The 22,995-nt window shown below is 60.9% G+C and carries 24 protein-coding genes; 10 read left to right on the top strand and 14 right to left on the bottom strand.

The genetic code is table 11. The annotated features are described in order from the left end of the window. From PVZ80_RS12310 to PVZ80_RS12285, 6 genes are all read left to right on the top strand, one after another. A partial coding sequence (locus tag PVZ80_RS12310; protein WP_443201009.1) for a bacteriophage T4 gp5 trimerisation domain-containing protein occupies positions 1 to 826 on the top strand: 826 nt, incomplete at its 5' end. A 132-nt stretch (positions 827 to 958) separates the two neighbouring features. Then, complete coding sequence (locus PVZ80_RS12305; protein ID WP_273863950.1) at positions 959 to 3,025, top strand: phospholipase D-like domain-containing protein; 2,067 nt, start codon at positions 959 to 961, stop codon at positions 3,023 to 3,025. Next, entirely contained in the window at positions 3,006 to 3,878 is an 873-nt protein-coding gene (locus PVZ80_RS12300) for a tetratricopeptide repeat protein (RefSeq protein ID WP_233146677.1), read from the top strand. The genes PVZ80_RS12305 and PVZ80_RS12300 overlap by 20 nt, the downstream gene beginning before the upstream one ends. After that, positions 3,868 to 4,731 (top strand): tetratricopeptide repeat protein, encoded by an 864-nt coding sequence (locus PVZ80_RS12295; protein ID WP_273863949.1) that lies wholly within the window; start codon positions 3,868 to 3,870, stop codon positions 4,729 to 4,731. Before PVZ80_RS12300 ends, PVZ80_RS12295 begins: the two co-directional genes overlap by 11 nt. Before the next feature lie 103 nt (positions 4,732 to 4,834). After that, entirely contained in the window at positions 4,835 to 5,044 is a 210-nt protein-coding gene (locus PVZ80_RS12290) for a hypothetical protein (RefSeq protein ID WP_273863948.1), read from the top strand. A 204-nt stretch (positions 5,045 to 5,248) separates the two neighbouring features. Beyond that, positions 5,249 to 5,632: a hypothetical protein gene (locus tag PVZ80_RS12285; RefSeq protein WP_009051576.1), complete on the top strand. Its 384-nt coding sequence runs from the start codon at positions 5,249 to 5,251 to the stop codon at positions 5,630 to 5,632. A gap of 76 nt (positions 5,633 to 5,708) precedes the next feature. Here PVZ80_RS12285 and PVZ80_RS12280 read toward each other — a convergent pair whose 3' ends face one another. The 6 genes from PVZ80_RS12280 to exbB form a co-directional block, all read right to left on the bottom strand. Further along, positions 5,709 to 7,109 (bottom strand): aminoacyl-tRNA deacylase and HDOD domain-containing protein, encoded by a 1,401-nt coding sequence (locus PVZ80_RS12280; protein WP_063433402.1) that lies wholly within the window; start codon positions 7,107 to 7,109, stop codon positions 5,709 to 5,711. Positions 7,110 to 7,187: 78 nt separating this feature from the next. Then, entirely contained in the window at positions 7,188 to 9,263 is a 2,076-nt protein-coding gene (recG, locus tag PVZ80_RS12275; RefSeq protein ID WP_025807008.1) for an ATP-dependent DNA helicase RecG, read from the bottom strand. Between the two features lie 9 nt (positions 9,264 to 9,272). Continuing rightward, positions 9,273 to 10,193: a hydrogen peroxide-inducible genes activator gene (locus PVZ80_RS12270; RefSeq protein WP_009051573.1), complete on the bottom strand. Its 921-nt coding sequence runs from the start codon at positions 10,191 to 10,193 to the stop codon at positions 9,273 to 9,275. Between the two features lie 170 nt (positions 10,194 to 10,363). Beyond that, positions 10,364 to 11,110: an energy transducer TonB family protein gene (locus PVZ80_RS12265; protein ID WP_009051572.1), complete on the bottom strand. Its 747-nt coding sequence runs from the start codon at positions 11,108 to 11,110 to the stop codon at positions 10,364 to 10,366. Beyond that, complete coding sequence (gene exbD / locus PVZ80_RS12260; protein ID WP_007921142.1) at positions 11,107 to 11,535, bottom strand: TonB system transport protein ExbD; 429 nt, start codon at positions 11,533 to 11,535, stop codon at positions 11,107 to 11,109. Before exbD ends, PVZ80_RS12265 begins: the two co-directional genes overlap by 4 nt. A 6-nt stretch (positions 11,536 to 11,541) precedes the next feature. Next, positions 11,542 to 12,528 (bottom strand): tonB-system energizer ExbB, encoded by a 987-nt coding sequence (exbB, locus tag PVZ80_RS12255; RefSeq protein ID WP_009051571.1) that lies wholly within the window; start codon positions 12,526 to 12,528, stop codon positions 11,542 to 11,544. A 187-nt stretch (positions 12,529 to 12,715) separates the two neighbouring features. Here exbB and PVZ80_RS12250 point away from each other — a divergent pair, with 187 nt between their 5' ends. Then, complete coding sequence (locus tag PVZ80_RS12250) at positions 12,716 to 13,567, top strand: SDR family oxidoreductase (RefSeq protein ID WP_063433399.1); 852 nt, start codon at positions 12,716 to 12,718, stop codon at positions 13,565 to 13,567. A gap of 88 nt (positions 13,568 to 13,655) precedes the next feature. Here the strand turns inward: PVZ80_RS12250 and PVZ80_RS12245 are convergent, their stop codons facing one another. From PVZ80_RS12245 to PVZ80_RS12220, 6 genes are all read right to left on the bottom strand, one after another. Further along, complete coding sequence (locus PVZ80_RS12245; RefSeq protein ID WP_009051569.1) at positions 13,656 to 14,396, bottom strand: hypothetical protein; 741 nt, start codon at positions 14,394 to 14,396, stop codon at positions 13,656 to 13,658. Positions 14,397 to 14,451: 55 nt separating this feature from the next. Beyond that, the gene (locus PVZ80_RS12240; protein WP_007921133.1) at positions 14,452 to 14,832 is read right to left on the bottom strand and encodes a RidA family protein; all 381 of its coding nucleotides are present in this window, start codon (positions 14,830 to 14,832) and stop codon (positions 14,452 to 14,454) included. 36 nt (positions 14,833 to 14,868) lie between these two features. Continuing rightward, positions 14,869 to 16,974 (bottom strand): bifunctional GTP diphosphokinase/guanosine-3',5'-bis pyrophosphate 3'-pyrophosphohydrolase, encoded by a 2,106-nt coding sequence (gene spoT, locus PVZ80_RS12235; protein WP_007921131.1) that lies wholly within the window; start codon positions 16,972 to 16,974, stop codon positions 14,869 to 14,871. A 57-nt stretch (positions 16,975 to 17,031) separates the two neighbouring features. Beyond that, positions 17,032 to 17,295: a DNA-directed RNA polymerase subunit omega gene (rpoZ, locus tag PVZ80_RS12230; RefSeq protein WP_007921129.1), complete on the bottom strand. Its 264-nt coding sequence runs from the start codon at positions 17,293 to 17,295 to the stop codon at positions 17,032 to 17,034. 167 nt (positions 17,296 to 17,462) lie between these two features. Then, positions 17,463 to 18,083 (bottom strand): guanylate kinase, encoded by a 621-nt coding sequence (gene gmk, locus PVZ80_RS12225; protein ID WP_009051568.1) that lies wholly within the window; start codon positions 18,081 to 18,083, stop codon positions 17,463 to 17,465. A gap of 12 nt (positions 18,084 to 18,095) precedes the next feature. Then, positions 18,096 to 18,959, bottom strand: coding sequence for a YicC/YloC family endoribonuclease (locus PVZ80_RS12220; RefSeq protein ID WP_007921125.1), 864 nt, complete (start codon positions 18,957 to 18,959; stop codon positions 18,096 to 18,098). 269 nt (positions 18,960 to 19,228) lie between these two features. On the opposite strand from PVZ80_RS12220, the gene rph reads away from it, so the two are divergent. Further along, entirely contained in the window at positions 19,229 to 19,951 is a 723-nt protein-coding gene (rph, locus tag PVZ80_RS12215; RefSeq protein ID WP_007921124.1) for a ribonuclease PH, read from the top strand. Positions 19,952 to 19,982: 31 nt separating this feature from the next. Beyond that, on the top strand, positions 19,983 to 20,351 hold the full coding sequence (locus tag PVZ80_RS12210; protein WP_009051566.1) for a DUF4870 domain-containing protein: 369 nt from the start codon (positions 19,983 to 19,985) through the stop codon (positions 20,349 to 20,351). Between the two features lie 61 nt (positions 20,352 to 20,412). Here PVZ80_RS12210 and PVZ80_RS12205 read toward each other — a convergent pair whose 3' ends face one another. Then, complete coding sequence (locus tag PVZ80_RS12205) at positions 20,413 to 21,192, bottom strand: exodeoxyribonuclease III (RefSeq protein WP_003176915.1); 780 nt, start codon at positions 21,190 to 21,192, stop codon at positions 20,413 to 20,415. A gap of 81 nt (positions 21,193 to 21,273) precedes the next feature. On the opposite strand from PVZ80_RS12205, the gene pyrE reads away from it, so the two are divergent. Further along, the gene (gene pyrE / locus PVZ80_RS12200) at positions 21,274 to 21,918 is read left to right on the top strand and encodes an orotate phosphoribosyltransferase (RefSeq protein WP_007921122.1); all 645 of its coding nucleotides are present in this window, start codon (positions 21,274 to 21,276) and stop codon (positions 21,916 to 21,918) included. 143 nt (positions 21,919 to 22,061) lie between these two features. Here the strand turns inward: pyrE and argB are convergent, their stop codons facing one another. Beyond that, complete coding sequence (argB, locus tag PVZ80_RS12195; RefSeq protein ID WP_007921120.1) at positions 22,062 to 22,967, bottom strand: acetylglutamate kinase; 906 nt, start codon at positions 22,965 to 22,967, stop codon at positions 22,062 to 22,064. Between the last annotated feature and the right edge of the window lie 28 nt (positions 22,968 to 22,995).

The raw sequence follows: 22,995 nt of genomic DNA, 5'->3' as shown, positions 1-22,995 counted from the left end.
CGAGAACATCGAACACGACCAGAAAATCCGCATCGGCCACGAACGCCACGACACGGTGGAAAAGAACACCTACACCGAACTCAAGGCCGAAGAACACCGCATCACCCACGCCGACCGCAAGACCGAAACCCGCGTCGACGACCACCTGACCGTGGGCGAAAACCAGCACATCAAACTCGGCACCGCGCAACTGACCAAAGCTGGCCAGGAAATCCACCTCAAGGCCGGGGCCAAGATGGTCATCGAGGCCGGCAGCGAACTGACGATCAAGGCCGGGGGGAGTTTTATCAAACTCGATGCCGGCGGCGTCACGGTGGTGGGGCCGGTGGTGAAGATCAATGCGGGGGGCTCGCCGGGGAGTGGCACCGGGATCGGCATTCTGATGCCGGGTCTGCCGGGAGCGGCCGATGCGGACAAGGCTGGCAGCCTGATGGAGGAGGCGTTGGCCAACCCGGCGAAAGAAACTGTGCCGGGTCAGCTGTGCATTCGTATTTCCCCGTTGCCCAACATGCCGGGGTATCCGGATGAGCCTTATCAGCTTTACGCCGATGGCGCACTTATCGACAAAGGCTTCAGCGACGAGAAGGGCAATGTGCTTTTCCAGCATATTCCCGGTACCCGCAACTACTCGGTGGAAACGGTGAATGGACACCGCTTCAACCTGGACATGAGCGAGACCTCGACCGAACAGACGCGCCAACGCAGTGAACGCCTGGGGCGTGAGGGATACCGCGACTTCCCGGGCGCGGCGGCCTCTCTGGAGGCGTTGAGCAGCAGTGAGGCGTTCCGCCAATTGTGGGCGGATCAAAGCGAGCAGAAAGAGTAAAGGAAGCACTCCATGACATACCTCGATCAGAAACTGTCGATCTCGCTTGAAGAAAGCGCCGCAACCCTGACCTCGGATTGGTTCGCTCACAAGAACAATCCGCTAAGCCCGCCACGTCCGGCAGGCAACGTGGTGACGCCGCTGGTGTGTGGCGAGGAAGCCTTCAAGAAGGTCTATGAATGCATCCAGGCAGCTACGAAAAGCATCGACCTCATCAGTTGGGGCTTCGACCCTGGATTGCGTCTCGACCGGGCCTCGACCGACAGCCCCAGTCTGGGAAAACTGCTCAGGCAGAAGGCCGAAAGTGGTGTCGAGGTACGGGTACTGATCTGGAACAACCGACTGGCCCAGCTCGGTGAAAACTCGGTGATCGGCGAGGGCTGGAGCGGCGCCGGCGGAACATCGATGGGTTCCGGAATGACCGCGGGCAAGCCGGCTGACACCAGCGCCCTGGGTGAAAAACGGAAAAAGCTTCTGGAAAAACAGCAGCAGGAGCAGGCACGCCTGGAAAAACTTCCGGCAAACGACGAGGCTGGCCGACGAGCCACGCGCGACCGTCTGATCGACATCCAGCAAAGCCTGGATGCCCTGAACAGCGGGTACACCAAGGGCCGTGATTCGGGAGGGACGGTTCAAGCCCCGAACGAACAGGTCGAGACCCGAGATTGGTATCGCTGGGTAAACAGCCGCGAAGCCCGCAATATCGAGTTTCGTACGCGGGATTTCGAGTTCATAGGACAGTTGACCTACGACGATCAAAATGGCCTGCGCATGCATTGGGGGCGCCTTGCCATCCTGTGGCGACTGCTCAAGGACGAGTCTCACGATGTGTCCTTCATGCAGATGATGCTCCTGAGCCTGTTTCCCAGCCATCACCAGAAAACTCTGGTGGTCGACTACATGGACCCGCAAAAGGCGGAAGGTCTCGTGATGGGCCACAACCTGCAGCGCAACTACTGGGACACCACCGCCCACGCCTACGACGATGCAGCCGGCAAGCGCGACCTGGGCTTCGGCCCCTGGCAGGACCTCTCACTGCACGTACTCGGTCCGGTGCTGTTCGACCTCAATCACAACTTCTGCAATGCCTGGGACAAGAGCAGCAGCTGGATACGCCGGGTCTTCAAGGGCACCCTGAATCACGAGCGCTCGTCGGTGAAACCGCTGAGCCTGATTCGTGACGGTGGAGAGCCCGCGCAGATTTGCCGGACCCAACCGGAAGAAGGCCCGGAAAAAACCATTCTCGAGGTATATGAAAAGGCCTTGGGCAATGTGCACCAGTACGCTTATATCGAAAACCAGTACTTCCGCTACAAACCGCTGGCCGAACGCCTGAAGAAAGTTGCCGCCGACTATGTCGCTGCTGGCAAACAACAGGATCTGCACCTGTTCGTGGTCACCAACAACCCGGAGAGCGGGCACTTCTCCAGTTCCACCTACGAGATGCTCGACACCCTTGGTCAGGGCGAACTGATGCCTTTGGCCCACCGCGACATGCTCTACGATCAACGCCAGCTTGCCTATCGCCAGCGCGAACTGAAGGCCCGCGACGCATCACCGACACGCGATCAGGAACTGGCCAAGGTACAGACGCAAATGCATGAGCAGGGTATCGATCCGAGTCGCGCGGATGAACTCCTGGCCATGGACCCCAACAAACACTACAACCAGGCCGCGGCTCGCGAGCTGGAGCCGGAGCTGCTGCCGCCCAAGGGGTTGAAAATCATTGTCGCGACCCTGGTCAGTTGCAAGGACGGCGGCGAAACTGCGACTGCCAAGACACGCGAGCAACGCCAGACCGAACGCGATATCACCGAACACCTCGGCCCGGAACAAGGCATGGCGCAATACAAGTCCATCTATGTGCACAGCAAGCTGCTGCTGGTGGACGACCTGTTCTTCACCCTAGGCTCCGCCAACATCAACGAACGCAGCCTGAACTCCGACTCCGAACTGAATATCGCCATGCCAAGCCCGCAAACCACCCGGACCTGGCGGGAGCGGTTGTGGGGGATGCATTCGGAAAACGAAATTAGTGTAAGCAAGCCAACACTTGCGGAGAATATCGTTGAAGATTTTAGGAACTGGGAGTCGGTGATTAGTAAAAATTGGGAAAGGCAAAAAATCAATAAAAAATTAAATGGAAATTTAGTTAGATTCTGGGATGTGGTGACACCTTATGCAAAAGCCGTTGATTAATTTACTGCTGATTTTTTCTTTTTGTCTTTTTGGAGTTGATGTTATGGCTTATGAGTTCAAGTGCGTACATGAGCAAAAAAATGCCCCGCCTTTGGATCCACAGGCCGATCAATGGTTTCAACGCGCTCGTTCTATCAGTAAAGAACGACTTCCAGACTGGTCGGAAGTTTCCAGGCTATATCAGCAGGCTGTAGAGAAGGATCACTGGAAAGCCATGCATAATCTAGCAGAGCTGTATCTGCGGGGTGATGGTGTGCTAAAGGACACTAACAAAGCTATTGATTTGTATATGCGAATGGTCAATCTACAAGTTCCTCTGGGTTATTATGATATGAGTGTAATGACGCAACGGGGGGTAGGTGTTGTGCAATCAGATAAAGAGGCTATGCTGTTTCTGATTAAGGCGGCTGACTTGGGTAGTCCCCAAGCACAAACTAGAATTGGCTATATTTATATCTATGACAAGAGAAAGGATGCTGTAGGGCTTGGGTACTTGAAGTGTGCGGAGAGACAGGATTATGCGGATGCAGCTTATAAGTTGGGATCGTATTATGAGGTTGTGGATGAGAACTACCCTGTTTCCATGCACTATTACCAGCGTGCTACGGCGCTAGGGGAGCCGAAGGGAGCAACGGAGATCAAAAATGTTTTTGAAAAAGGGCTGCATGATTACTCAAAGAATTTGAAATTAGCTAAGGCCTACGATGATATCTCTAGTCGTTTTTACAAAAATCCTGAACTACGACTACCTAATTTAGCAAAAGACTATCCACTTCCACCGCACCCTATTCAGGGTTATCACGCCGACAAAGACATCAACTGGAAGCCGACCGGACGTGATGATGACTATTAAAGCGCTGCTGGCTATTGTGCTATTGGGCAGCAGTGGTGTTTCCATGGCATACGATTTCAAGTGTGCTCATGAAAAAGACACTGCTCCGTCTCTGGACCAGCAAGCAGATCAATGGTTTAAACAAGCTTGGGTGCTTAGCAAAAAACGCCCGGCTGACTGGAGTAAAGTTGCCAGTCTGTATCAGCAGGCTGTAGAGAAGAACCATTGGAAAGCAATGCACAATCTTGCAGAGCTATATTTACGCGGGGATGGTGTCTCGAAAGATACAAATAAAGCTATCGATCTTTATATTCGAATGGTCGAGCTTGAGGCTCCGTTGGGCTACTACGATATGGGTGTGATGGTACAGCGGGGTATAGGGGTTACTCAGTCCGATAAGAATGCAATGCAGTATTTAATCAAGGCAGCAGATTTAGGTAGTCCTCAAGCTTTAACTCACGTTGGATATTTGTATGTATACGAAAAAAATAATGATCAGCTAGGGTTGAAGTTTCTTAAGTGTGCTGAAAAACAAAACCATGCAGATGCTGCCTACAAGCTGGCATCTTACAATAGTAATATTGATAAAAATTATCCGGTTGCAATGCATTATTATCAGCGGGCTACTGCGTTGGGCATGCGGAAGGCAGCATTGGTAATTGAAAGCACTTTTGCGGATGGCGATCTTGGTTATATAAAAGATGAAAAAATAGCACTTGCGTACAGTGATATTTCCAGTCAGCTGTACAAAAATCCCGAACTTCGCTTTCCTGATCTAGCCAAAGAGCACCCACTTCCAGCGCATCCTATTCAGGGTTATCACGCGGACAAAGACATCAACTGGAAACCAACCGGACGCGATGACGATTATTAAGAGAAACCCCACAACGAGAAGTATCCCGAAAAAATAGCTTCAACGAGCCTATGCGAAGCATCAAAACGCGACCTATGGGCTGTCCCGATCAAGGAGCCGCATAATGCATAAGACTTTCACGGTACTGGCGATCTTGCTGCTTGCCATCTCGATACTCAGCGCTTTGCTCGGGTTGGCTGGCATTGCTGGCGGGGCAAGCGGCAGTGGGGGCATTTCCGACTCTGTCGACGTTGCGTTCCTGATTGCTAAAGTGCTGCTCGCCTTGAGCCTGTTGTCTGGAGTGCTGGCTATTGCCTGGCCCAGGAGTGGATGAGGCTGGAGCAGGTTTCAGGATTCACAGGGTTATGAGCAGGTCTCTTCGTGACGACCCATAAAGGCTGCTCGTAAACGGGCGTGACTTGGCAGTCATAATCCCCAATAACGCGTTCATCTTCCCTTAACCTTGCATAACTGTGGCGTTCCCCTCCGAAGCCGCTACACTGCGCCAGCCGTTCATTTTTTCTTTGGGGCTTTGCGCATGAAATTTCGTTTTCTGCTGTGGATGATGGGGCTGTTGATGGGCAAGGCCAGCCGGACCAATCCTGCGTTCCAGCAGCAGTTGGGTGACAAGGAATTGGTGTTCCAGCTGCAGACACTGGATGGCAAGGTGGCGCGGCATTTCCGGGTGAAGGACCAGCGGATTACCAGCAAGTCGGGTGTGTATCCCGAGCCGGCGTTCGCCATTGCCTTTAAAGACGCGGCCTATGGTTTTGCCACGATGCAGGCGAAGAACAAGCAATTGGCCTTTATGACCGGGATTCAGGACAAGTCGATCCAGATCAAGGGCAACCCGGCGCTGGTGATCTGGTTCCAGGGGCTGACCAAGTACCTGAAGCCGAAGAAGGCCAAGCCGAAGGCTTGAGGGCGAGCTGTATACCAGCCGGAAGATGATCGCGGGCAAGCCTCGCTCCTACAGGAGCGGGGCTTTTTTCTGGGTGTCAGTGCTGGCTGAACTGCGAGGCCAGTTCGCGCAGCAGCACTTCGGCTTCGAGGACTTTGCTGACCACGTCTTCGGCTTTGTCGCGGGACAGGCCGAGGCGTTCGAGCAGGGCGTCAGGGATGTCTTCGACGGGGCCGGAGCCGATGCCGCGGCTGCGCAGCAGGCGCACGGCCAGGCACACCAGGTTCGGGTATTCGGCGTAGGCACCGTCATAGCTCGGGTCGTGCTGGAAGCGCAGGGCGGTGGACAACTCGTCCGGCATATCCCAGTAGCGCATCAGCCAGGCGCCGATCTGCTCGCGGCTGATGCCCAGCAGGTGCTGTTCGACATAGCTGTGGCACAGGTGCGGGTTGACCTCCAGGTGGCGGCAGATCAGCGAGAAGTGCGGCGGGAAGACGTGGGCCAGCAGCAGGTAGCCGAAGTTGTGCAGCAGGCCGGCGAGGTAGGTCAGGCCGGATTCCGGGCGCTGCGCGCGCGGCATGGCGCGGGTCAGGCCTTCGATGACGGCGGCGGTGTAGATCGACTGCTGCCAGTACGGCGTGCTGTGTTGCGGGTGGTCCTTGGGCAGGCTCAGGGTTTTGCCCAGGGCCAGGCCCAGCGCCAGGTTGATCACCAGGTCGAAGCCCAGCACGCGGACGATGGCATCTTCCACCGAGCGGATCTTGCCCGGCGAGGCGTAGTAGGGCGAAGCCGCCCAGCTCACCACTTGCGCGGCCAGGGCCGGGTCGGTTTCCACCACGCCGGTGATGTCGTCGATGGTGGCGTTGGGGTCGACCCGCAGCTTGATGATCTTCTGCGCGGTTTCGGCGAGCGGCGGAATCTCGATGGTCGCTTCCAGGCGTTGCTGGATGCGCCGGGCGGTGAAGGCCTGCATGGCCTGGGTGATTTCCTCGCGGTCGTCGTCCGGGCGGTCGAGGTTCGGGCGGATGCTGCTCAGGGCTTCGCCGAAGTTGCCGGCGCTGGCCTTGCTCAGCATGCTCTTGAAGGCGTCGCTGGTGATTTCCAGCAGCAGGCCCGGCTCGCCGGAGTTGATCAGCAGGTTCGGCTCGCGCAGCAGGCTTTCTTCATACAGGCAGGGCGAGCTGGTGAGCGCCGGCAGGCCGGGCAGCAGGCTCAGGTTGTGTTTGCCGAGCATGCGCTCCAGGCGTTCCGTGGAGACGGCGGTCAGGCGGCGGCCGGTCAGTTCGGCGAGGCGATTGAGGTCCAGCAGCTGGCTCTGCGGGAACAGCACCATCAGCGCGCCGACGGCGTCGTCCAGCAGGACGGCCTGTACCTTGCGCGCGGCTGGCAGGCCCGGGTGGTCGAGGACTTCCGTGAAGCCGATGTCCAGTTTGCCGAGCAGCAGCCGGATTACAGACGGAGCGTGCGGGGCTGCGGTGGCGAGGGCAACTTCTGTCATGGTCTGTATCCGTTTTCAAACAATTTCAGGAGTATAACCAGCTTGATCGGGGCATTCGCCCCTTAACTGAGACGCTGCTCACACTTGGCCGTATTGCTGCCCGTGGCGCAGCCAGCGTTCCAGCAGCGGGCTGACGTGATGCGGCCAGCGCTCCAGCAAGGCCTGGGCGGCATCGCGCACGGCCGGCAGCAGGTCGGCATCGCGCATCAGGTCGGCGACCTTGAATTGCAGCAGGCCGGTCTGGCGGGTGCCGAGCATCTCGCCGGGGCCGCGCAGTTCCAGGTCCTTTTCGGCGATGACAAAACCGTCGTTGGTTTCGCGCATGATGCCCAGGCGCTGGCGGCCGATCTGCGACAGAGGAGGATGGTAGAGCATGACGCAATGGCTGGCGGCGCTGCCCCGACCAACGCGACCGCGCAGCTGGTGCAGCTGGGCCAGGCCCAGGCGCTCGGGGTTCTCGATGATCATCAGGCTGGCGTTGGGCACATCGACGCCGACTTCGATCACGGTGGTGGCTACCAGCAGCTGCAACTCTCCGGCCTTGAACTGGCCCATGACCTCGGCCTTTTCCGCCGGCTTCATGCGCCCGTGGATCAGGCCGACCCGCAGTTCGCCCAGGGCGCTGCTCAGGTCTTCGTAAGTGGTTTCCGCGGCCTGGCAGGTCAGCTCTTCGGATTCCTCGATCAGCGTGCACACCCAATAGGCCTGGCGCCCTTCGGCGCAGGCGGCGCGCACCCGCTCGATGACCTCGACGCGGCGCGAGTCGGTCACCAGCACGGTGTTCACCGGCGTGCGGCCTGGGGGCAGTTCGTCGAGGATCGAGGTGTCCAGGTCGGCGTAGGCGCTCATGGCCAGGGTCCGCGGGATCGGCGTGGCGGTCATGATCAGTTGGTGCGGGCACAGGCGCCCACCCACGCCTTTCTGGCGCAGGGCCAGGCGCTGCTGCACGCCGAAGCGGTGTTGTTCGTCGATGATCACCAGCGCCAGGTTCTTGAACTGCACTTCGTCCTGGAACAGCGCGTGGGTGCCGACCACCATCGGCGCCCCGGCGGCAATCTGTTCCAGGGCCGCTGTGCGGTTCTTGCCCTTGAGCTTGCCGGCCAGCCAGGCGACTTCCAGCCCCAGCGGTTCGAGCCAGCGCTTGAAGGTGATGAAGTGCTGCTCGGCGAGGATCTCGGTCGGTGCCATCAGCGCCACTTGGTAGCCGGCCTCCAGCGCCTGCAGGGCGGCGAGGGCGGCGACCACGGTCTTGCCGGCGCCCACGTCGCCCTGGATCAACCGCAGCATCGGTTCGGGCTGGCTGAGGTCGTAGGCGATCTCGTTGCCGACCCGCTGCTGCGCGCCGGTGGGCGGAAAGCCGAGGTTCTTCAGGTACTGCGCCGGCAGCCGGGTAGCCTTGGGCAGCGCCGGGGCGAGTTGCGAGCGCAGGCTTTCGCGCAGGCGCTGCTGGGACAGCTGATGGGTCAGCAGTTCCTCGAACGCCAGGCGATGCTGTGCCCAATGGTGACCCAGGGCCAGCTCGTCGACATCGGCGTCGGCCGGCGGGTGGTGCAGGTAGCGAATCGCATCGTCCAGCGGCGCCAGCTGGTAATCCCGCGCCAGCTCTTGCGGCAGCCAGTCCGGCAGGCTGCGCGGGCCGAGCAGGGCCAGGCTCTGCTGGCACAGCATGCGCAGGCGTTGCTGGGTCAGGCCTTCGGTGAGCGGGTAGATGGGGGTCAGGGTCTGGTCCACGGGCGGCGGTTCATCGCCGCTGATGGCGCGGTATTCCGGGTGGTAGATTTCCAGCCCCGAGGCACCGGGACGGGCTTCGCCATAGCAGCGCACGCGGGTGCCGCGCTTAAGGCCTTCCTTCTGCGCGTTGCTGAAATGGTAGAAGCGCAGGCTGAGCCCGCCGGTGCCGTCCTGCAGGCGCACCAGCAGGCTGCGGCGCTTGCCCATCACCACGTCGGCGCCGCTGACGGTGCCTTCGATCACCGCGTCCTGGCCGGGGCGCAGCGCGCCGATCGGCACCACGCGGGTACGGTCCTGATAACGCAGGGGCAGGTGGAACAGCACGTCCTGCAGGTTTTCCAGGCCGACCTTGGCCAGCTTTTCGGCCATGGCTTCGCCGACGCCCTTGAGTGCCGTGACCGGCACGTTCGACAGCTCAGTCATCGCGACGGCTTAACTCGCGGCAGGCGGCTTGGCCACCGAACACAGGCGGATCGAGTCAGCGAGGATCTCGATGGCTTTCGGCCGCGGGAAGCTGGCGCGCCAGGCGATCGCCACGGTGCGGAACGGCACGGGCGCGCTCAGCGGCCGTACTTCGATCACGCCGGGGGCGTAGTGATGGCTGTCCACCGCCGAGAGCGGCAGGATCGAGACGCCAAGGCCGGAAGCGACCATGTGGCGGATGGTTTCCAGGGAGCTGGATTCCACCGTGGTGTGCTTGGCGCCGTCGTTGCCTTTGGCCAGGGTCGGGCAAGCCTCGAGTACCTGGTCGCGGAAACAGTGGCCTTCGCCCAGCAGCAACAGGCTCTTGTCGTTGAGCAGGTTGGCGTCGATGCTCTCTTTCTGGGTCCAGGGGTGGGTGCTTGGCATCAGCACGTAGAAGGGTTCGTCGTACAGCGGCAGGGTCAGCACGTCGGCTTCGTTGAACGGCAGGGCGATGATGATCGCGTCCAGTTCGCCGTTGCGCAGCTTGTCGCGCAGTACGTGGGTGAAGTTCTCTTCGATGTACAACGGCATCTGCGGGGCGACCCGGTGCAGTTGCGGGATCAGGTGCGGGAACAGGTACGGGCCGACGGTGTAGATCGCGCCGACTTTCAGCGGGGCGGTCAGCTGGTTCTTGCCAGCCTGGGCCAGTTCGCGAATGCCCTGGGCCTGTTCGAGGACCTTTTGCGCCTGGGCGACAATGCCTTCGCCGACCGGCGTCAGACGTACCGCACTCTTGCTGCGCTCGAAAATCAGCACACCGAGTTCGTCTTCAAGCTTCTTCACGCCCACCGACAGGGTCGGCTGGCTGACATGGCAACGCTCGGCCGCGTGGCCGAAGTGCTGCTCTTGGGCGAGGGTAACGATGTAGCGTAATTCAGTAAGAGTCATAGCGGACGTCCATGAGGTTGCGGGCCAAGCATACCGGCTGCAATCGATAGACGCACGTTATCAGACTCAATGCTCGCTGTGACACCGGGCAATGCATGCGGGTCATGCCTGGAAAAGCAAAAAGGCACCTTTGGGGTGCCTTTCTGCTGGGGATCGCCTGTGCGTCATGCTCAGCGGCGACGTTTCTCCAAGGAGTAAACGAAGGGCGCGACGATCTCGATCGAGCCGTTGTTGAGCATGTCCGCCGGTGGCTTGGGCAGCGGTTGGGCGCGGCGGATCATTTCCAGGGTGGCCCGGTCCAGATCGGCGTTGCCCGAGCGTCCCACCAGCTCATAGGACAGCACGTTGCCTTGGGCGTCGACCACGAAGCGCAGTCGGTTCAGGCCTTCCTTGCCGCGTGCCTGAGCGCCCGGCGGGTACTTCTTGTACTTGGCCAGGTGCGCCAGCAGCGTGCCTTGCCAGCTTTCCTTGGCGGCGATCTGGGCCGGCGAGGGGCCCGGAGCAGGGGCCGAGGACGGTGCCGCGGTGGGCGTCGGCGGAGCGTCGCTGGGCTTCTCTTCGCTGGGCTTTTCCTTCGGCGGTTCCGGCTTTTTCTCCACCGGCTTGGGCGGTTGTGGCTTGGGCTTGGGTTTGACCGGCTTGGGCACGGAAATCGTCGGCTTCGGCGCTTCCGCGAGTTTGGGCAGCGGCAACTCTTCGACCGGAGCCGGCGGCTGCGGTGGCGTCACGACCTTGGGCGGTGCGGGAGGAGGCGGTGCCGGAAGCGGCGCCAGCTCGACCATCATCGCCTGGGGTGGCAGCTCGACCGGCGTGGGGGAACTCCAGTTGAGCGCGAGCAGGATCGCGACCGCATGGACCCCCAGTACGATGGCCAGGCTACCGCTGTAACGCGTCAGTTTTTGGCGCGTCGTGATCATTTCTTGGTAGCCGTCTCAAGTCCGACCAGGCCGACCTTCAGGTATCCGGCGGCCCGCAGGGCATCCATCACGCTCATCAGGTCGCCATAATCCACGCCTTTGTCGGCCTGGAAGAAGATCGTCGTGTCTTTTTTGCCCTGGGTCTTGGCGTCGAGGGTGGCGCCGAGGGCTTCGGCTTTCACTTCGTCGTCGCCGAGGTACAGGCGTTGGTCGGCCTTGACGCTGAGAAACACCGGTTTCTCGGGGCGTGGCGCCGGTTTGGCCGTCGAGGCCGGGAGGTCGACCTTGATGTCCACGGTGGCCAGCGGCGCCGCGACCATGAAGATGATCAGCAGCACCAGCATCACGTCGATGAACGGCGTGACGTTGATTTCGTGGTTTTCGGCGAGATCGTCTTCTGCGCCTTCTTTCAAATGCAGGCCCATGGCGGATTACCCTACTTTGGCCACATGAGGTTGCGCAGAGCGCTCGGCGGTCGGCAGGTGATCGAGATCACGGCTGACCAGCAGCAGGACTTCTGCGGAAGCGTCGGAGACCTGGGCCTTGTAGCCGGCGATGGAGCGGGCGAAGACGTTGTAGATGACCACCGCCGGAATGGCCGCGACCAGACCCAGGGCGGTTGCCAGCAGGGCTTCGGCGATGCCGGGGGCGACGACGGCGAGGTTGGTGGTCTGGGTTTTGGCGATGCCGATGAAGCTGTTCATGATGCCCCATACGGTACCGAACAGGCCGACGAAGGGCGCGGTGGAACCGATGGTGGCGAGCACGCCGGTGCCGCTGCTCATGTTGCGGCCGCAGGCGGCTACCAGGCGCTCGAGGCGGAAGCTGACGCGTTCCTTGATGCCTTCTTTCTCACGGCTGTTGGCCGACAGGCGCATTTCTTCCAGGGCGTCGTGGACCAGCAGATTGGCCAGGGTGCCTTCTTTGGCGGCGGTGACGCTGGCTTCCTTGAGGGTGGTGGCCTTTTTCAGGGCGAGGATCTCACCGCGCAGGCGACGCTTGGCGCCCATCAGCTCGAAGCCTTTGGCGATCCAGATGGTCCAGGTGATGATCGAGGCGATAGCCAGGCCGATCATCACCAGCTTCACGATGATGTCGGCGTTCTGGTACATGCCCCAAGGAGACAGGTCGTGCGCCATGCCCAGGCTGTTGTCCGCTTCGAGGACTTCAGGTGCGTCGTCGGCCGGCTCGCCTTCGGCAGGTGCCGGCGCTGCGGCGACCGGGGTGGCTACCGGCGCCGTGGCATCGGCCGGCGCGTGGGCTGCCGCAGGTGTCGAGGCGCCAGTCGGGGCCTGCTCATCGGCGAAGGCCGCGGTCGGTGCCAGCAGCAGGCTGAACAGCAACGCCGCGGCCGCACTCATGGCGCGCAGCGGGCTTGGGCGTTGGGTTGGCGAAGCGGAGAATGGATTGCGTGTCATGCTGGCCGGACCTGAGAGGGAAAAGGGTAAGTGTCCTTCTAGGCCTCGCAGGGCCGAGAACAAATGGGCCGTCATTATTGCAACTAATTCTTGTTAACAGAAGTAATAGAGTATCTTTTTTTCTTTGATTGCTAGCCGCTCGTCCATTGCCGACGCTAGTCTGTGCCTTTCTGATAGGAGTTTTCTGATGTCCGCCCCTTCTGTTCTGATCGCTGGCTGTGGTGATGTCGGCAGCCGTCTGGCGAAGCAACTGCTGGCTGAAAACTGGCAGGTCTACGGCCTGCGGCGCACGGTTTCGCAATTGCCGGAAGGGGTGATCGGCGTGGCGGGCGATCTTTTCAGCGAGCAGTGCCCGGCAGCCTGGCCCACCACACCGCTGGATTACCTGGTGTATAGCGCGGCCGCTACCGAGCATGACGAGGCGGGCTATCGCGCGGCCTATGTCGAGGGGCTGACCCATGTGCTGGGCTGGCTCAAGCAGAACGGGCAGTCGCCGAAGCGCCTGTTGTTCGTTTCCAGCAGCAGCGTCTATGGGCAGAAAGACGGCGAGTGGATCGACGAGACTTCTCCTGCGCAGGCCGGCGGCTATTCCGGCCGGCTGATGCTCGAGGCCGAGCAAGTGGCGTTGCAGAGTGGCATTCCAGCCAGCCTGGTGCGCTTGACCGGGATCTACGGCCCGGGGCGGGAATGGCTGTTGAACCAAGTGCGCCAGGGGTATCGCGTGGCCATCGATCCGCCGTTGTATGGCAACCGCATCCATGCCGACGACGCCGCGGGGTTGCTGGCCTTCCTGCTGCAGGCCGATCGGCGTGGCGTGCAGCTTGAGGACTGCTACATCGGGGTCGACGACGCGCCGGTGCCTTTGGCGGAGGTGGTGGGCTGGCTGCGCGAGTACCTGGGCGTGACCGAGTGGGCGGACAATTCGAGTGTGCGGCGTTCTGGCAGCAAGCGCTGCAGCAATGCCCGCGCCAGGGCCCTGGGCTGGGAGCCGCGTTATCCGAGTTTTCGCGAGGGGTATGCGGAGATTATCGAAGGCTGAAACTGTAGGAGCGAGCTTGCTCGCGATAGCGGTCTAACCTGAGACACCGCTGATCGCGAGCAAGCTCGCTCCTACAGGGAGGCGGGGATCACTGTTTTTCCAGTAGCCACTGGCGCGTACCCGGAGTGAGGGAAGGTACCTCGTCCGCCTGGGCGGTGTTGATGGTCTGGAAGATCTCCAGTTGCTCGCCGTTACGCGCGAAGATCCACGGGTTGCCCTGGCCGTTGAGCTGCAGCCAGAGGTTGTCGTAGCCGCCGCTCATCGACGCGCAGTCGCCGGCGAGGCAGAGTGCGTAGCGATCGGCGCCCGGCAGGCCCATGACCTGGCCGTTGGACTGGAACAGCACGGTGCCGCCTTGGCCCGGGCCGTTGACGATTTTCCATTCGCCGCCCAGGTAGGCCGAGTACAGCGCGCGCTCGAAGTTGGCGCCCAGTGGCGCGCCTTCCGGGGCCGGGTCCTTGGGACGATCGAAGACCTGTTCCGGCTCGTTGTCGTTGGCTTCTTGCAGCAATTGTTTGCCGTCGCGTTTCAATTCGCTGGCGGAGCTGCCGTAGAAATCGATTTTCCAGGAACCGGACTCTTCAGCCAGCACCTTGCCTTCGACATTTTCGAAGCCGTTGGTGTAGCGCGCCTGGCTGGCCTTGGTGTTGACGTCCCATTCCAGGTTCGGGCCGTAGCCTTGCAGGGCTTCGCGCAGCGGTCCGCCTTTGGCGGCGGCGTCGATGGCGACCTGATTGATCCAGGTGCCACTGATGTCACGGTCGGCGGGATCGCTGGCACAGCCGCCGAGGAACAGGGCGCACAACGAGAGGGCTAGCGCTTTGCGCATGAGGAAATCCTTTCAGAGCGAAGACGGCGCGGCCTGGGTAGCCGCGCCGGACGTGTTACTCGATGACCAGGATGGCATCCATTTCAACCTGCGCGCCTTTTGGCAGGGCGGCAACGCCGATGGCGGCGCGGGCAGGGTAAGGCTGCTGGAAGTACTTGCCCATGATCTCGTTGACCTTGGCGAAGTGGCTCAGGTCGGTGAGGAAGATGTTGAGCTTGACGATGTCCTTGAACGAACCACCGGCGGCCTCGGCCACGGACTTGAGGTTCTCGAATACCTGGACGGTCTGGGCTTCGAAGCCTTCCACCAGTTCCATGGTCTTTGGATCGAGCGGGATCTGGCCGGACATGTAGACGGTGTTGCCTGCCTTGATCGCCTGGGAATAGGTGCCGATCGCGGCGGGTGCCTTGTCGCTGGTGATAACGGTCTTGGTCATGAATGACTCCTTGTAATGGGCGGGCTGTATAGCGAGCTATGCACGCATGCGAGTGATGCGAATGACCCCGGTCAGGGCGCGCAGTTTCTTGATCACACGAGCCAGGTGCACGCGGTCGTGCACGCTGACCACCAGTTGGACCACGCTGATGCGACCATCCCGTTCGTCCATGCTGATTTTCTCGATATTGCCGTCGGCCGCGTTGACGCTGCTGGCCAGCAGGGCGATCAGGCCGCGCTGGTGTTCCAGCTCGACGCGCAGCTCGACGTTGAATTCGCCGGTGACATCCTTGGCCCACGAAAGCTGGATGCATTTTTCCGGGTTGTGGCGGATTTCGCTGATATTGCGGCAGTTGTCCAGGTGCACCACCATCCCCTTGCCCGCGGACAGGTGGCCGACAATCGGGTCGCCCGGGATCGGCGTGCAGCACTTGGCGTAGCTCAGGACCAGGCCTTCGGTACCGCGAATGGCCAGCGGACCTTCCGGGCTTGGCAGCTGTTCGCCTTCGCCGAGCAGGCGGCGGGCGACCACATAGGCCATGCGGTTGCCCAGGCCGATGTCTTCCAGCAGGTCTTCGATCAGTTCCAGGCGATACTCGGTGAGCATCGCTTGCACGCGTTCGGCGGGGATCTTTTCCAGCGCGCTGTCGAAACCGTTGAGCACCTTGTTCAGCAGGCGTTCGCCCAGGCTGATGGACTCGGAGCGGCGTTGCAGTTTCAGCGCATGGCGAATGTGGGTGCGAGCCTTGCCGGTGACCACGAAGTTGAGCCAGGCCGGGTTGGGGCGTGCGCCCGGGGCGCTGACGATTTCCACGGTGGAGCCGCTTTGCAGCGGTTCGGACAGCGGCGCCAGGCGGCGATTGATACGACAGGCGATGCAGCTGTTGCCGACGTCGGTGTGCACCGCGTAGGCGAAATCCACTGCGGTGGAGCCTTTGGGCAGCTCCATGATCCGGCCCTTCGGCGTGAACACGTAGACCTCGTCCGGGAACAGGTCGATCTTCACGCTCTCGATGAATTCCAGGGAGTTGCCGGCGCGTTGCTGCATCTCCAGCACGCCCTTGACCCACTGACGAGCCCGGGCATGGGTGCCCTTTGGCTGCTCGTCACCGCTGGATTTATACAGCCAGTGGGCGGCGATGCCGTTGTTGGCCATCTCTTCCATTTCGCGAGTGCGGATCTGGATCTCGATCGGAACGCCGTGCATGCCGAACAGCGTGGTGTGCAGCGACTGGTAGCCGTTGGCCTTGGGAATCGCGATGTAATCCTTGAAGCGACCCGGCAGTGGCTTGTACAGGTTGTGTACGGCGCCGAGCACGCGGTAGCAGGTGTCGACCTTGTCGACGATGATCCGGAACGCGTAGACGTCCATGATCTCGTTGAAGGCCCGGCGTTTGCCGCGCATCTTTTTATAGATGCCATACAAGTGCTTCTGGCGGCCGCTGACCTCGCCCTGGATGCCGTCGATGGCCAGGCAGTGGCTCAGGGATTCTTCGATCTTGTTGACGATTTCCTTGCGGTTGCCCCGGGCGCGCTTGACCGCCTGGTAGATCCGCGCGGAACGCATCGGGTGCATGGCCTTGAACCCGAGGTCTTCGAATTCGATGCGGATGCTGTGCATGCCCAGGCGGTTGGCGATGGGCGCATAGATCTCCAGGGTTTCCTTGGCGATCCGCCGGCGTTTTTCACCGGACAGCACTTCCAGGGTGCGCATGTTGTGCAGGCGGTCGGCCAGCTTGACCAGGATCACGCGAATGTCGCGCGCCATGGCCATGGCCATCTTCTGGAAGTTTTCCGCTTGGGCTTCGGCCTTGGTCTCGAAGTTCATCTGGGTCAGTTTGCTGACCCCGTCGACCAGTTCGGCCACGGTTTCACCGAACTGCGCTTGCAGCGCTTCTTTGGCGATACCGGTGTCTTCGATCACGTCATGCAGCATGGCCGCCATCAGGCTCTGATGGTCCATATGCATGTCGGCGAGAATGTTTGCGACCGCTAATGGGTGCGTGACGTACGCCTCGCCGCTGCGACGGCGCTGACCGTCATGGGCTTGTTCGGCGTAGAAATACGCTCGGCGGACCAGATTGACCTGGTCCGTGCCGAGATAGGTCGATAAGCGATCGGCGAGGGCGTCTATGCTCGGCATGATGACTCCTGCCGTAGGCTGTGATCCCGCGCCGTGCTACGTCGACCAGGCATAGGCTTAGACGGCCTCGTTGGACTCGTCCTCGAAAGCAGCAAAAAGCGGTTCATCTTCAACGATTTCGGCTTCGGCGATAGCTGCGTAGTCGATCAGGCCTTCAGCGATTTCGCGCAGGGCGACGACGGTAGGCTTGTCGTTTTCCCATGCTACTTTCGGCTCTTTGCCGCCGGTTGCCAGTTGACGGGCACGCTTGGTAGAGAGCATGACCAGCTCAAAGCGGTTATCCACGTGTTCTAGACAGTCTTCAACGGTTACGCGGGCCATGGTCTTCCTCGTAGCAAATGCAATATGCGCGCTGCCCGGATGGGCGAGCGGACTCAACAGTTTAAAAAATCACCAGCGATTAGGGAAGCGCTGATTTTTTAACCAAGCTTTCCGACGCGCTACAAGCGCCAATGTAAAGCCCTTGCAGCGGTTTTGGGAAGTGCTATTCAGCCCAGCAATTCGGCGAGCAATTTGCCGAAACGCTGTTGCTGGTGCTTTTGGTGCAGCTGGTTGGTGCGGAAAATCGCCTTCAGGTCGTCCAGCGCATGGGCGAAATCGTCGTTGATGATCAGGTAGTCGTAATCGACGTAGTGGCTCATTTCGCTGACGGCTTCGCGCATCCGGCCTTCGATGATCTCGTCGCTGTCCTGGCCGCGGTTGGTCAGGCGCTGGCGCAAGGCCTGCTGGGACGGCGGCAGGATGAAGATCGAACGCGCCTGGGGCATCAGCTTGCGCACCTGCTCGGCACCTTGCCAGTCGATCTCCAGGATCAGGTCGTGACCTTCGTCCAGGGTCTGCTGCAAGTGGCTTTGGGAGGTGCCATAGAGATTGCCGAAGACTTCGGCGCGCTCGAGGAAGTCGCCGTGTTCGCCCATCTTCACGAACGCTTCGCGGGAGACGAAGTGGTAGTTCACGCCGTCCACTTCGCCCGGGCGCATGGCGCGAGTGGTGTGGGAAACGGAAACACGGATCGACGGGTCGGCGTCGATCAGGGCCTTGACCAGGCTGGTCTTGCCCGCGCCCGAGGGGGCGGAAATGATGTAGAGGGTGCCGGTGCTGTGGTTCATGTCTGGGTAGCCTTACTCAATATTCTGTACTTGTTCGCGCATCTGCTCGATCAACACCTTGAGGTTGACCGCAGCCTGGGTGCTGCGCGGGTCGAAGGCCTTGGAGCCCAGTGTGTTGGCTTCGCGGTTGAGTTCCTGCATCAGGAAGTCCAGGCGCCGGCCAGCGGCGCCGCCGGACTTGAGTACGCGGCGCACTTCGATGATGTGGGTGCTCAGGCGGTCCAGTTCTTCGGCGACGTCGCTCTTCTGGGCGAGCAGCACCATTTCCTGTTCCAGGCGGGTAGGGTCCAGTTCGGCCTGCATGTCGGCGAAGCGATCGAGAACCTTCTGGCGCTGGGTCGCGAGCATCTGCGGGACCAGTTCGCGCAGGGTCACGACATCTTCCTCGATGGAGGTCAGGCGTTCGTTGATCAGCCGGGCCAGCTCCGCGCCTTCGCGCTCGCGGCCGCTCTTCAGCTCTTTCAGCCCCTGGTTGAACAGGCTCAGGGCTTCGTTGTTCAGCGCCTGCGGGTCGCTGGCATCGGCCACCAGGACGCCGGGCCAGGCCAGCACTTCCAGTGGGTTCAGCGCCGCCGGCTGCTTGATCAGGCTGGCAACGGACTCGGCTGCCGCCACCAGTTGCGCGGCGCGCTCCCGGTCGACCTGCAGTGGTTTGCCGGTGGTTTCTTCGGTGAAGCGCAAGGTGCATTCGAGCTTGCCGCGCGACAGTCCCTGGCGCAGCGCCTCGCGGACCGCGCCTTCCAGATCGCGAAAGGATTCCGGCAAGCGCAGGTGCGGTTCCAGGTAACGGCTGTTGACCGAGCGCAGTTCCCAACTCAGGGTGCCCTGAGTGCCGGCCCGTTCTACCCGGGCGAAGGCGGTCATGCTGTGCACCATGGAGGTACCTCCGATACAGGTCCGCCACCAACCGCAAAGGGTTGTACGGGCCCGATATGAATGAATTGAAGCCGACAGGCTGCGAAGGCGCAGGATTGTAGCGCAGTGCGGTGGATGCTCCCAAACCGCGGGTGTGACAAAGCGCTGCGAAGCGACCGGAGGGCCGTTCCAGAGGTGTCGCCGACGGGCCGGGGTTTTTAGAACTGCCCAGGCAAGGCCGTGGGCTCTATAATGATCGGCAGTTTTCCGTCCCCGTACAGGTATTCCCTATGAAACGTCCAAGTGGTCGCGCTGCCGATCAGCTCCGCTCGATCCGCATCACCCGCAACTACACCAAACACGCCGAGGGATCTGTACTGGTCGAGTTTGGTGATACCAAAGTGATCTGCACGGTCAGCGTCGAGAACGGCGTGCCCCGCTTCCTCAAGGGTCAGGGCCAGGGCTGGTTGACCGCCGAATACGGCATGCTGCCGCGCGCCACCGGCGAGCGTAACCAGCGTGAAGCCAGTCGCGGCAAGCAAGGCGGCCGTACCCTGGAGATCCAGCGTCTGATCGGTCGTTCCCTGCGCGCTGCGCTGGACATGACCAAGCTGGGCGACGTCACCCTGTATGTCGACTGCGATGTGATCCAGGCCGATGGCGGTACCCGTACCGCGTCGATCACCGGTGCCATGGTGGCCTTGGTGGACGCTTTGAAAGTGATCAAGAAGCGTGGCGGCCTGAAGGGCGGCGACCCGATCAAGCAAATGATCGCGGCGGTGTCCGTGGGCATGTACCAGGGTGAGCCGGTGCTGGATCTGGATTACCTGGAAGACTCGGCGGCCGAGACCGACCTGAACGTGGTCATGACCAGCACTGGCGGTTTCATCGAAGTCCAGGGCACTGCCGAAGGCGCGCCGTTCCAGCCGGAAGAACTGAACGCCATGCTGGCTTTGGCCAAGAAAGGCATGAGCGAGATCTTTGAATTGCAACAGGCAGCCCTGGCTGACTGATTGCCCGGTAGCTTTCAGCAAGGAGAGCAGCATGAACGACGACCAGCTTCCGCAACCTGTCCCGAGCCATGAGGTGCGTCAGTGGGCGATGTTCTGTCACCTGTCGGCGTTGCTGGGCATCTGGATTCCGTTCGGCACCCTGATCGGCCCGCTGGTGCTCTGGCAGATGAAGCGCGAGACGGACCCGTTCATCGATGCCCAGGGCAAGGAAGCGCTGAACTTTCAGATCACCGTGGCTCTTGCCTCGCTGGTCTGTTTCCTGCTGATGGTGGTGCTGGTGGGTTTCCTGCTCTTCGGTCTGCTGGCGATCGGCGCCCTGGTGCTGACCATCATCGCCGGGGTCAAGGCCAATGAAGGGATGGCGTACCGCTACCCGTTCACCTGGCGATTGATCAAATAGGCCGAGCGCCCACAAAAAAGCCGACAGTGATGTCGGCTTTTTTGTGTCTGCGAAAAGACGCTTAGATGGTCAGCGTCCAGTCGTAGTCCACGATCAGCGGCGCGTGCTGCGAGAAGCGCGGCTGGCGTGGCAGGCGTGCGCTGCGCACGAAGCGACGCAGGCCTGGGGTCAGCAGCTGATAGTCGAAGCGCCAGCCCAGGTTGAGCATCTCGGCCTGTTCGTTGTCCGGCCACCAGCTGTATTGATCGCCTTCGCGGCTGACTTCGCGCAGGGCATCGACATAACCCATGTTGCCGACAATCTCGTCCATCCAGGCACGCTCAGGCGCCAGGAAACCCGGAGATTGCTGGCTGTCACGCCAGTTCTTGATATCCAGCTTCTGTTGCGCCACGTACAGCGAGCCACAATAAATGTACTCGCGACGTTTGCGCCGCTGTTTATCCAGGTAACGGGCGAAGTCGTCCATAAGCTTGAACTTCTGGTTCAAGTCTTCATCGCCGTTCTGCCCGGAAGGAAGCAGCAAGGTCGCGATGCTGACCTTGTCGAAATCGGCTTGCAGGTAGCGCCCGTAGCGGTCGGCCGTCTCGAAGCCGAGACCGCTGATGACAGCCTTCGGTTGCAACCGCGAGTACAAAGCCACACCGCCTTGGGCGGGAACTTCGGCATCGCAGGCATAAAGGAAGTAGCCATCCAGTTGGAAGGCTGGATCGTCCAGTTCAAAGGCGGAGGCGCGGGTGTCCTGCAGGCAGATGACGTCGGCATTCTGTGCTTGCAGCCAACTGAGCAAACCTCGCTCCACTGCAGCCTGAATACCATTGACGTTCACACTGATGATCCGCATAAATGGCCCCAAAAATCACGTGCGTGTATGATACCCGAGGTCTACCTAATTAGCTAAATCCGTGGTATTTGGGGCTTTTTCATGCAGGCGTATCAGCGCGATTTCATTCGTTTTGCCATCGATCGCGGGGTTTTGCGCTTCGGTGAGTTCACCCTGAAGTCCGGGCGTACCAGTCCTTACTTCTTCAATGCCGGCCTGTTCAACAGCGGTTCGGCCCTGGCACAGCTGGGGCGTTTTTATGCCGCGGCGATCGTCGACAGCGGCATTTCTTTCGATGTGCTTTTCGGTCCTGCGTACAAAGGTATTCCTTTAGCGGCAGCGACGGCCGTGGCCCTGGCCGAGCATCATCAGCGCGATCTGCCATGGTGCTTCAACCGCAAGGAAGCCAAGGCTCACGGCGAAGGCGGCAGCCTGGTCGGCGCGCCATTGACTGGCGATGTGTTGATCATCGACGACGTGATCACCGCGGGCACCGCGATTCGCGAAGTGATGCAGATCATCGAGTCCCAGGAAGGCGCCAAGGCGGCGGGTGTGTTGATTGCCCTGAACCGTCAGGAGCGTGGCAACGGTGAGTTGTCGGCGATCCAGGAAGTCGAGCGCGATTTCGGCATTCCGGTGGTGAGCATCGTTTCCCTGACCCAGGTCCTGCAGTTCCTGGCGGACGATCCGGCACTCAAGCAGCATCTGCCGGCGGTGGAAGCCTACCGCGCGCAATTCGGCGTTTGACCCTGTTCTGTAGGAGCGAGGCTTGCCCGCGATAGCGGTCTAACCTGATACACCGCTATCGCGGGCAAGCTCCGCTCCTACGGAAGGCGCAATAAAAAGACCCCGCCTGGCTTGGCCAGGCGGGGTCTTTTTATTTGCAGCGCTTAAGGGCGCTTGCGATTGCTGATCAGGGTGCCGACACCGGTATCGGTGAAGATCTCCAGCAGAATCGCATTGGGTACGCGACCGTCGATGATCAACGAGCTGCCCACGCCACCCTGTACTGCTTCCAGCGCACAGCGAATCTTCGGCAGCATGCCGCCGTAGATGGTGCCGTCTTCGATCAGGGCATCGACCTGCTGGGTGGTCAGGCCGGTCAGGACCTTGCCCGACTTGTCCATCAGGCCGGCGATGTTGGTCAGCAGCATCAGCTTCTCGGCTTTCAGCGCCTCGGCCACCTTGCCGGCTACCAGGTCAGCGTTGATGTTGTACGACTCGCCGTTGGCGCCGACGCCGATCGGCGCGATCACCGGGATGAAATCACCTTTGACCAGCAGGTTCAGCAGGTCGGTGTTGATGCCGACCACTTCGCCCACGTGGCCGATGTCGATGATTTCCGGGGTGGTCATTTCCGGCGTCTTGCGGGTGACGGTGAGCTTCTTCGCGCGAATCAGCTCCGCGTCCTTGCCGGTCAGGCCGATGGCGCTGCCGCCATGGCGGTTGATCAGGTTGACGATGTCCTTGTTCACCTGGCCGCCGAGAACCATCTCCACCACGTCCATGGTCGCCGCGTCGGTGACGCGCATGCCATCGATGAAGTGGCTTTCGATGGACAGGCGCTTGAGCAGGTCACCGATTTGCGGGCCGCCGCCGTGCACCACCACCGGGTTGATCCCGACGGCCTTCATCAGCACGATGTCGCGGGCGAAGCCGGTCTTCAGCTCCTCGCTTTCCATCGCGTTGCCGCCGTATTTGATCACCAGGGTCTTGCCGACATAGCGGCGAATATAAGGCAGCGCTTCGGACAGGACCTTGGCGGTATTGGCGGCGGCATCGCGTTCGAGGGTCATTCAGGGCTCCGGCACTTCAATAAAGGCG

This window comes from Pseudomonas sp. B3G-3, from assembly GCF_028640915.1.
Classification (GTDB): domain Bacteria; phylum Pseudomonadota; class Gammaproteobacteria; order Pseudomonadales; family Pseudomonadaceae; genus Aquipseudomonas; species Aquipseudomonas chlororaphis_I.
This window is presented reverse-complemented; position numbering and strand designations above follow the sequence as displayed.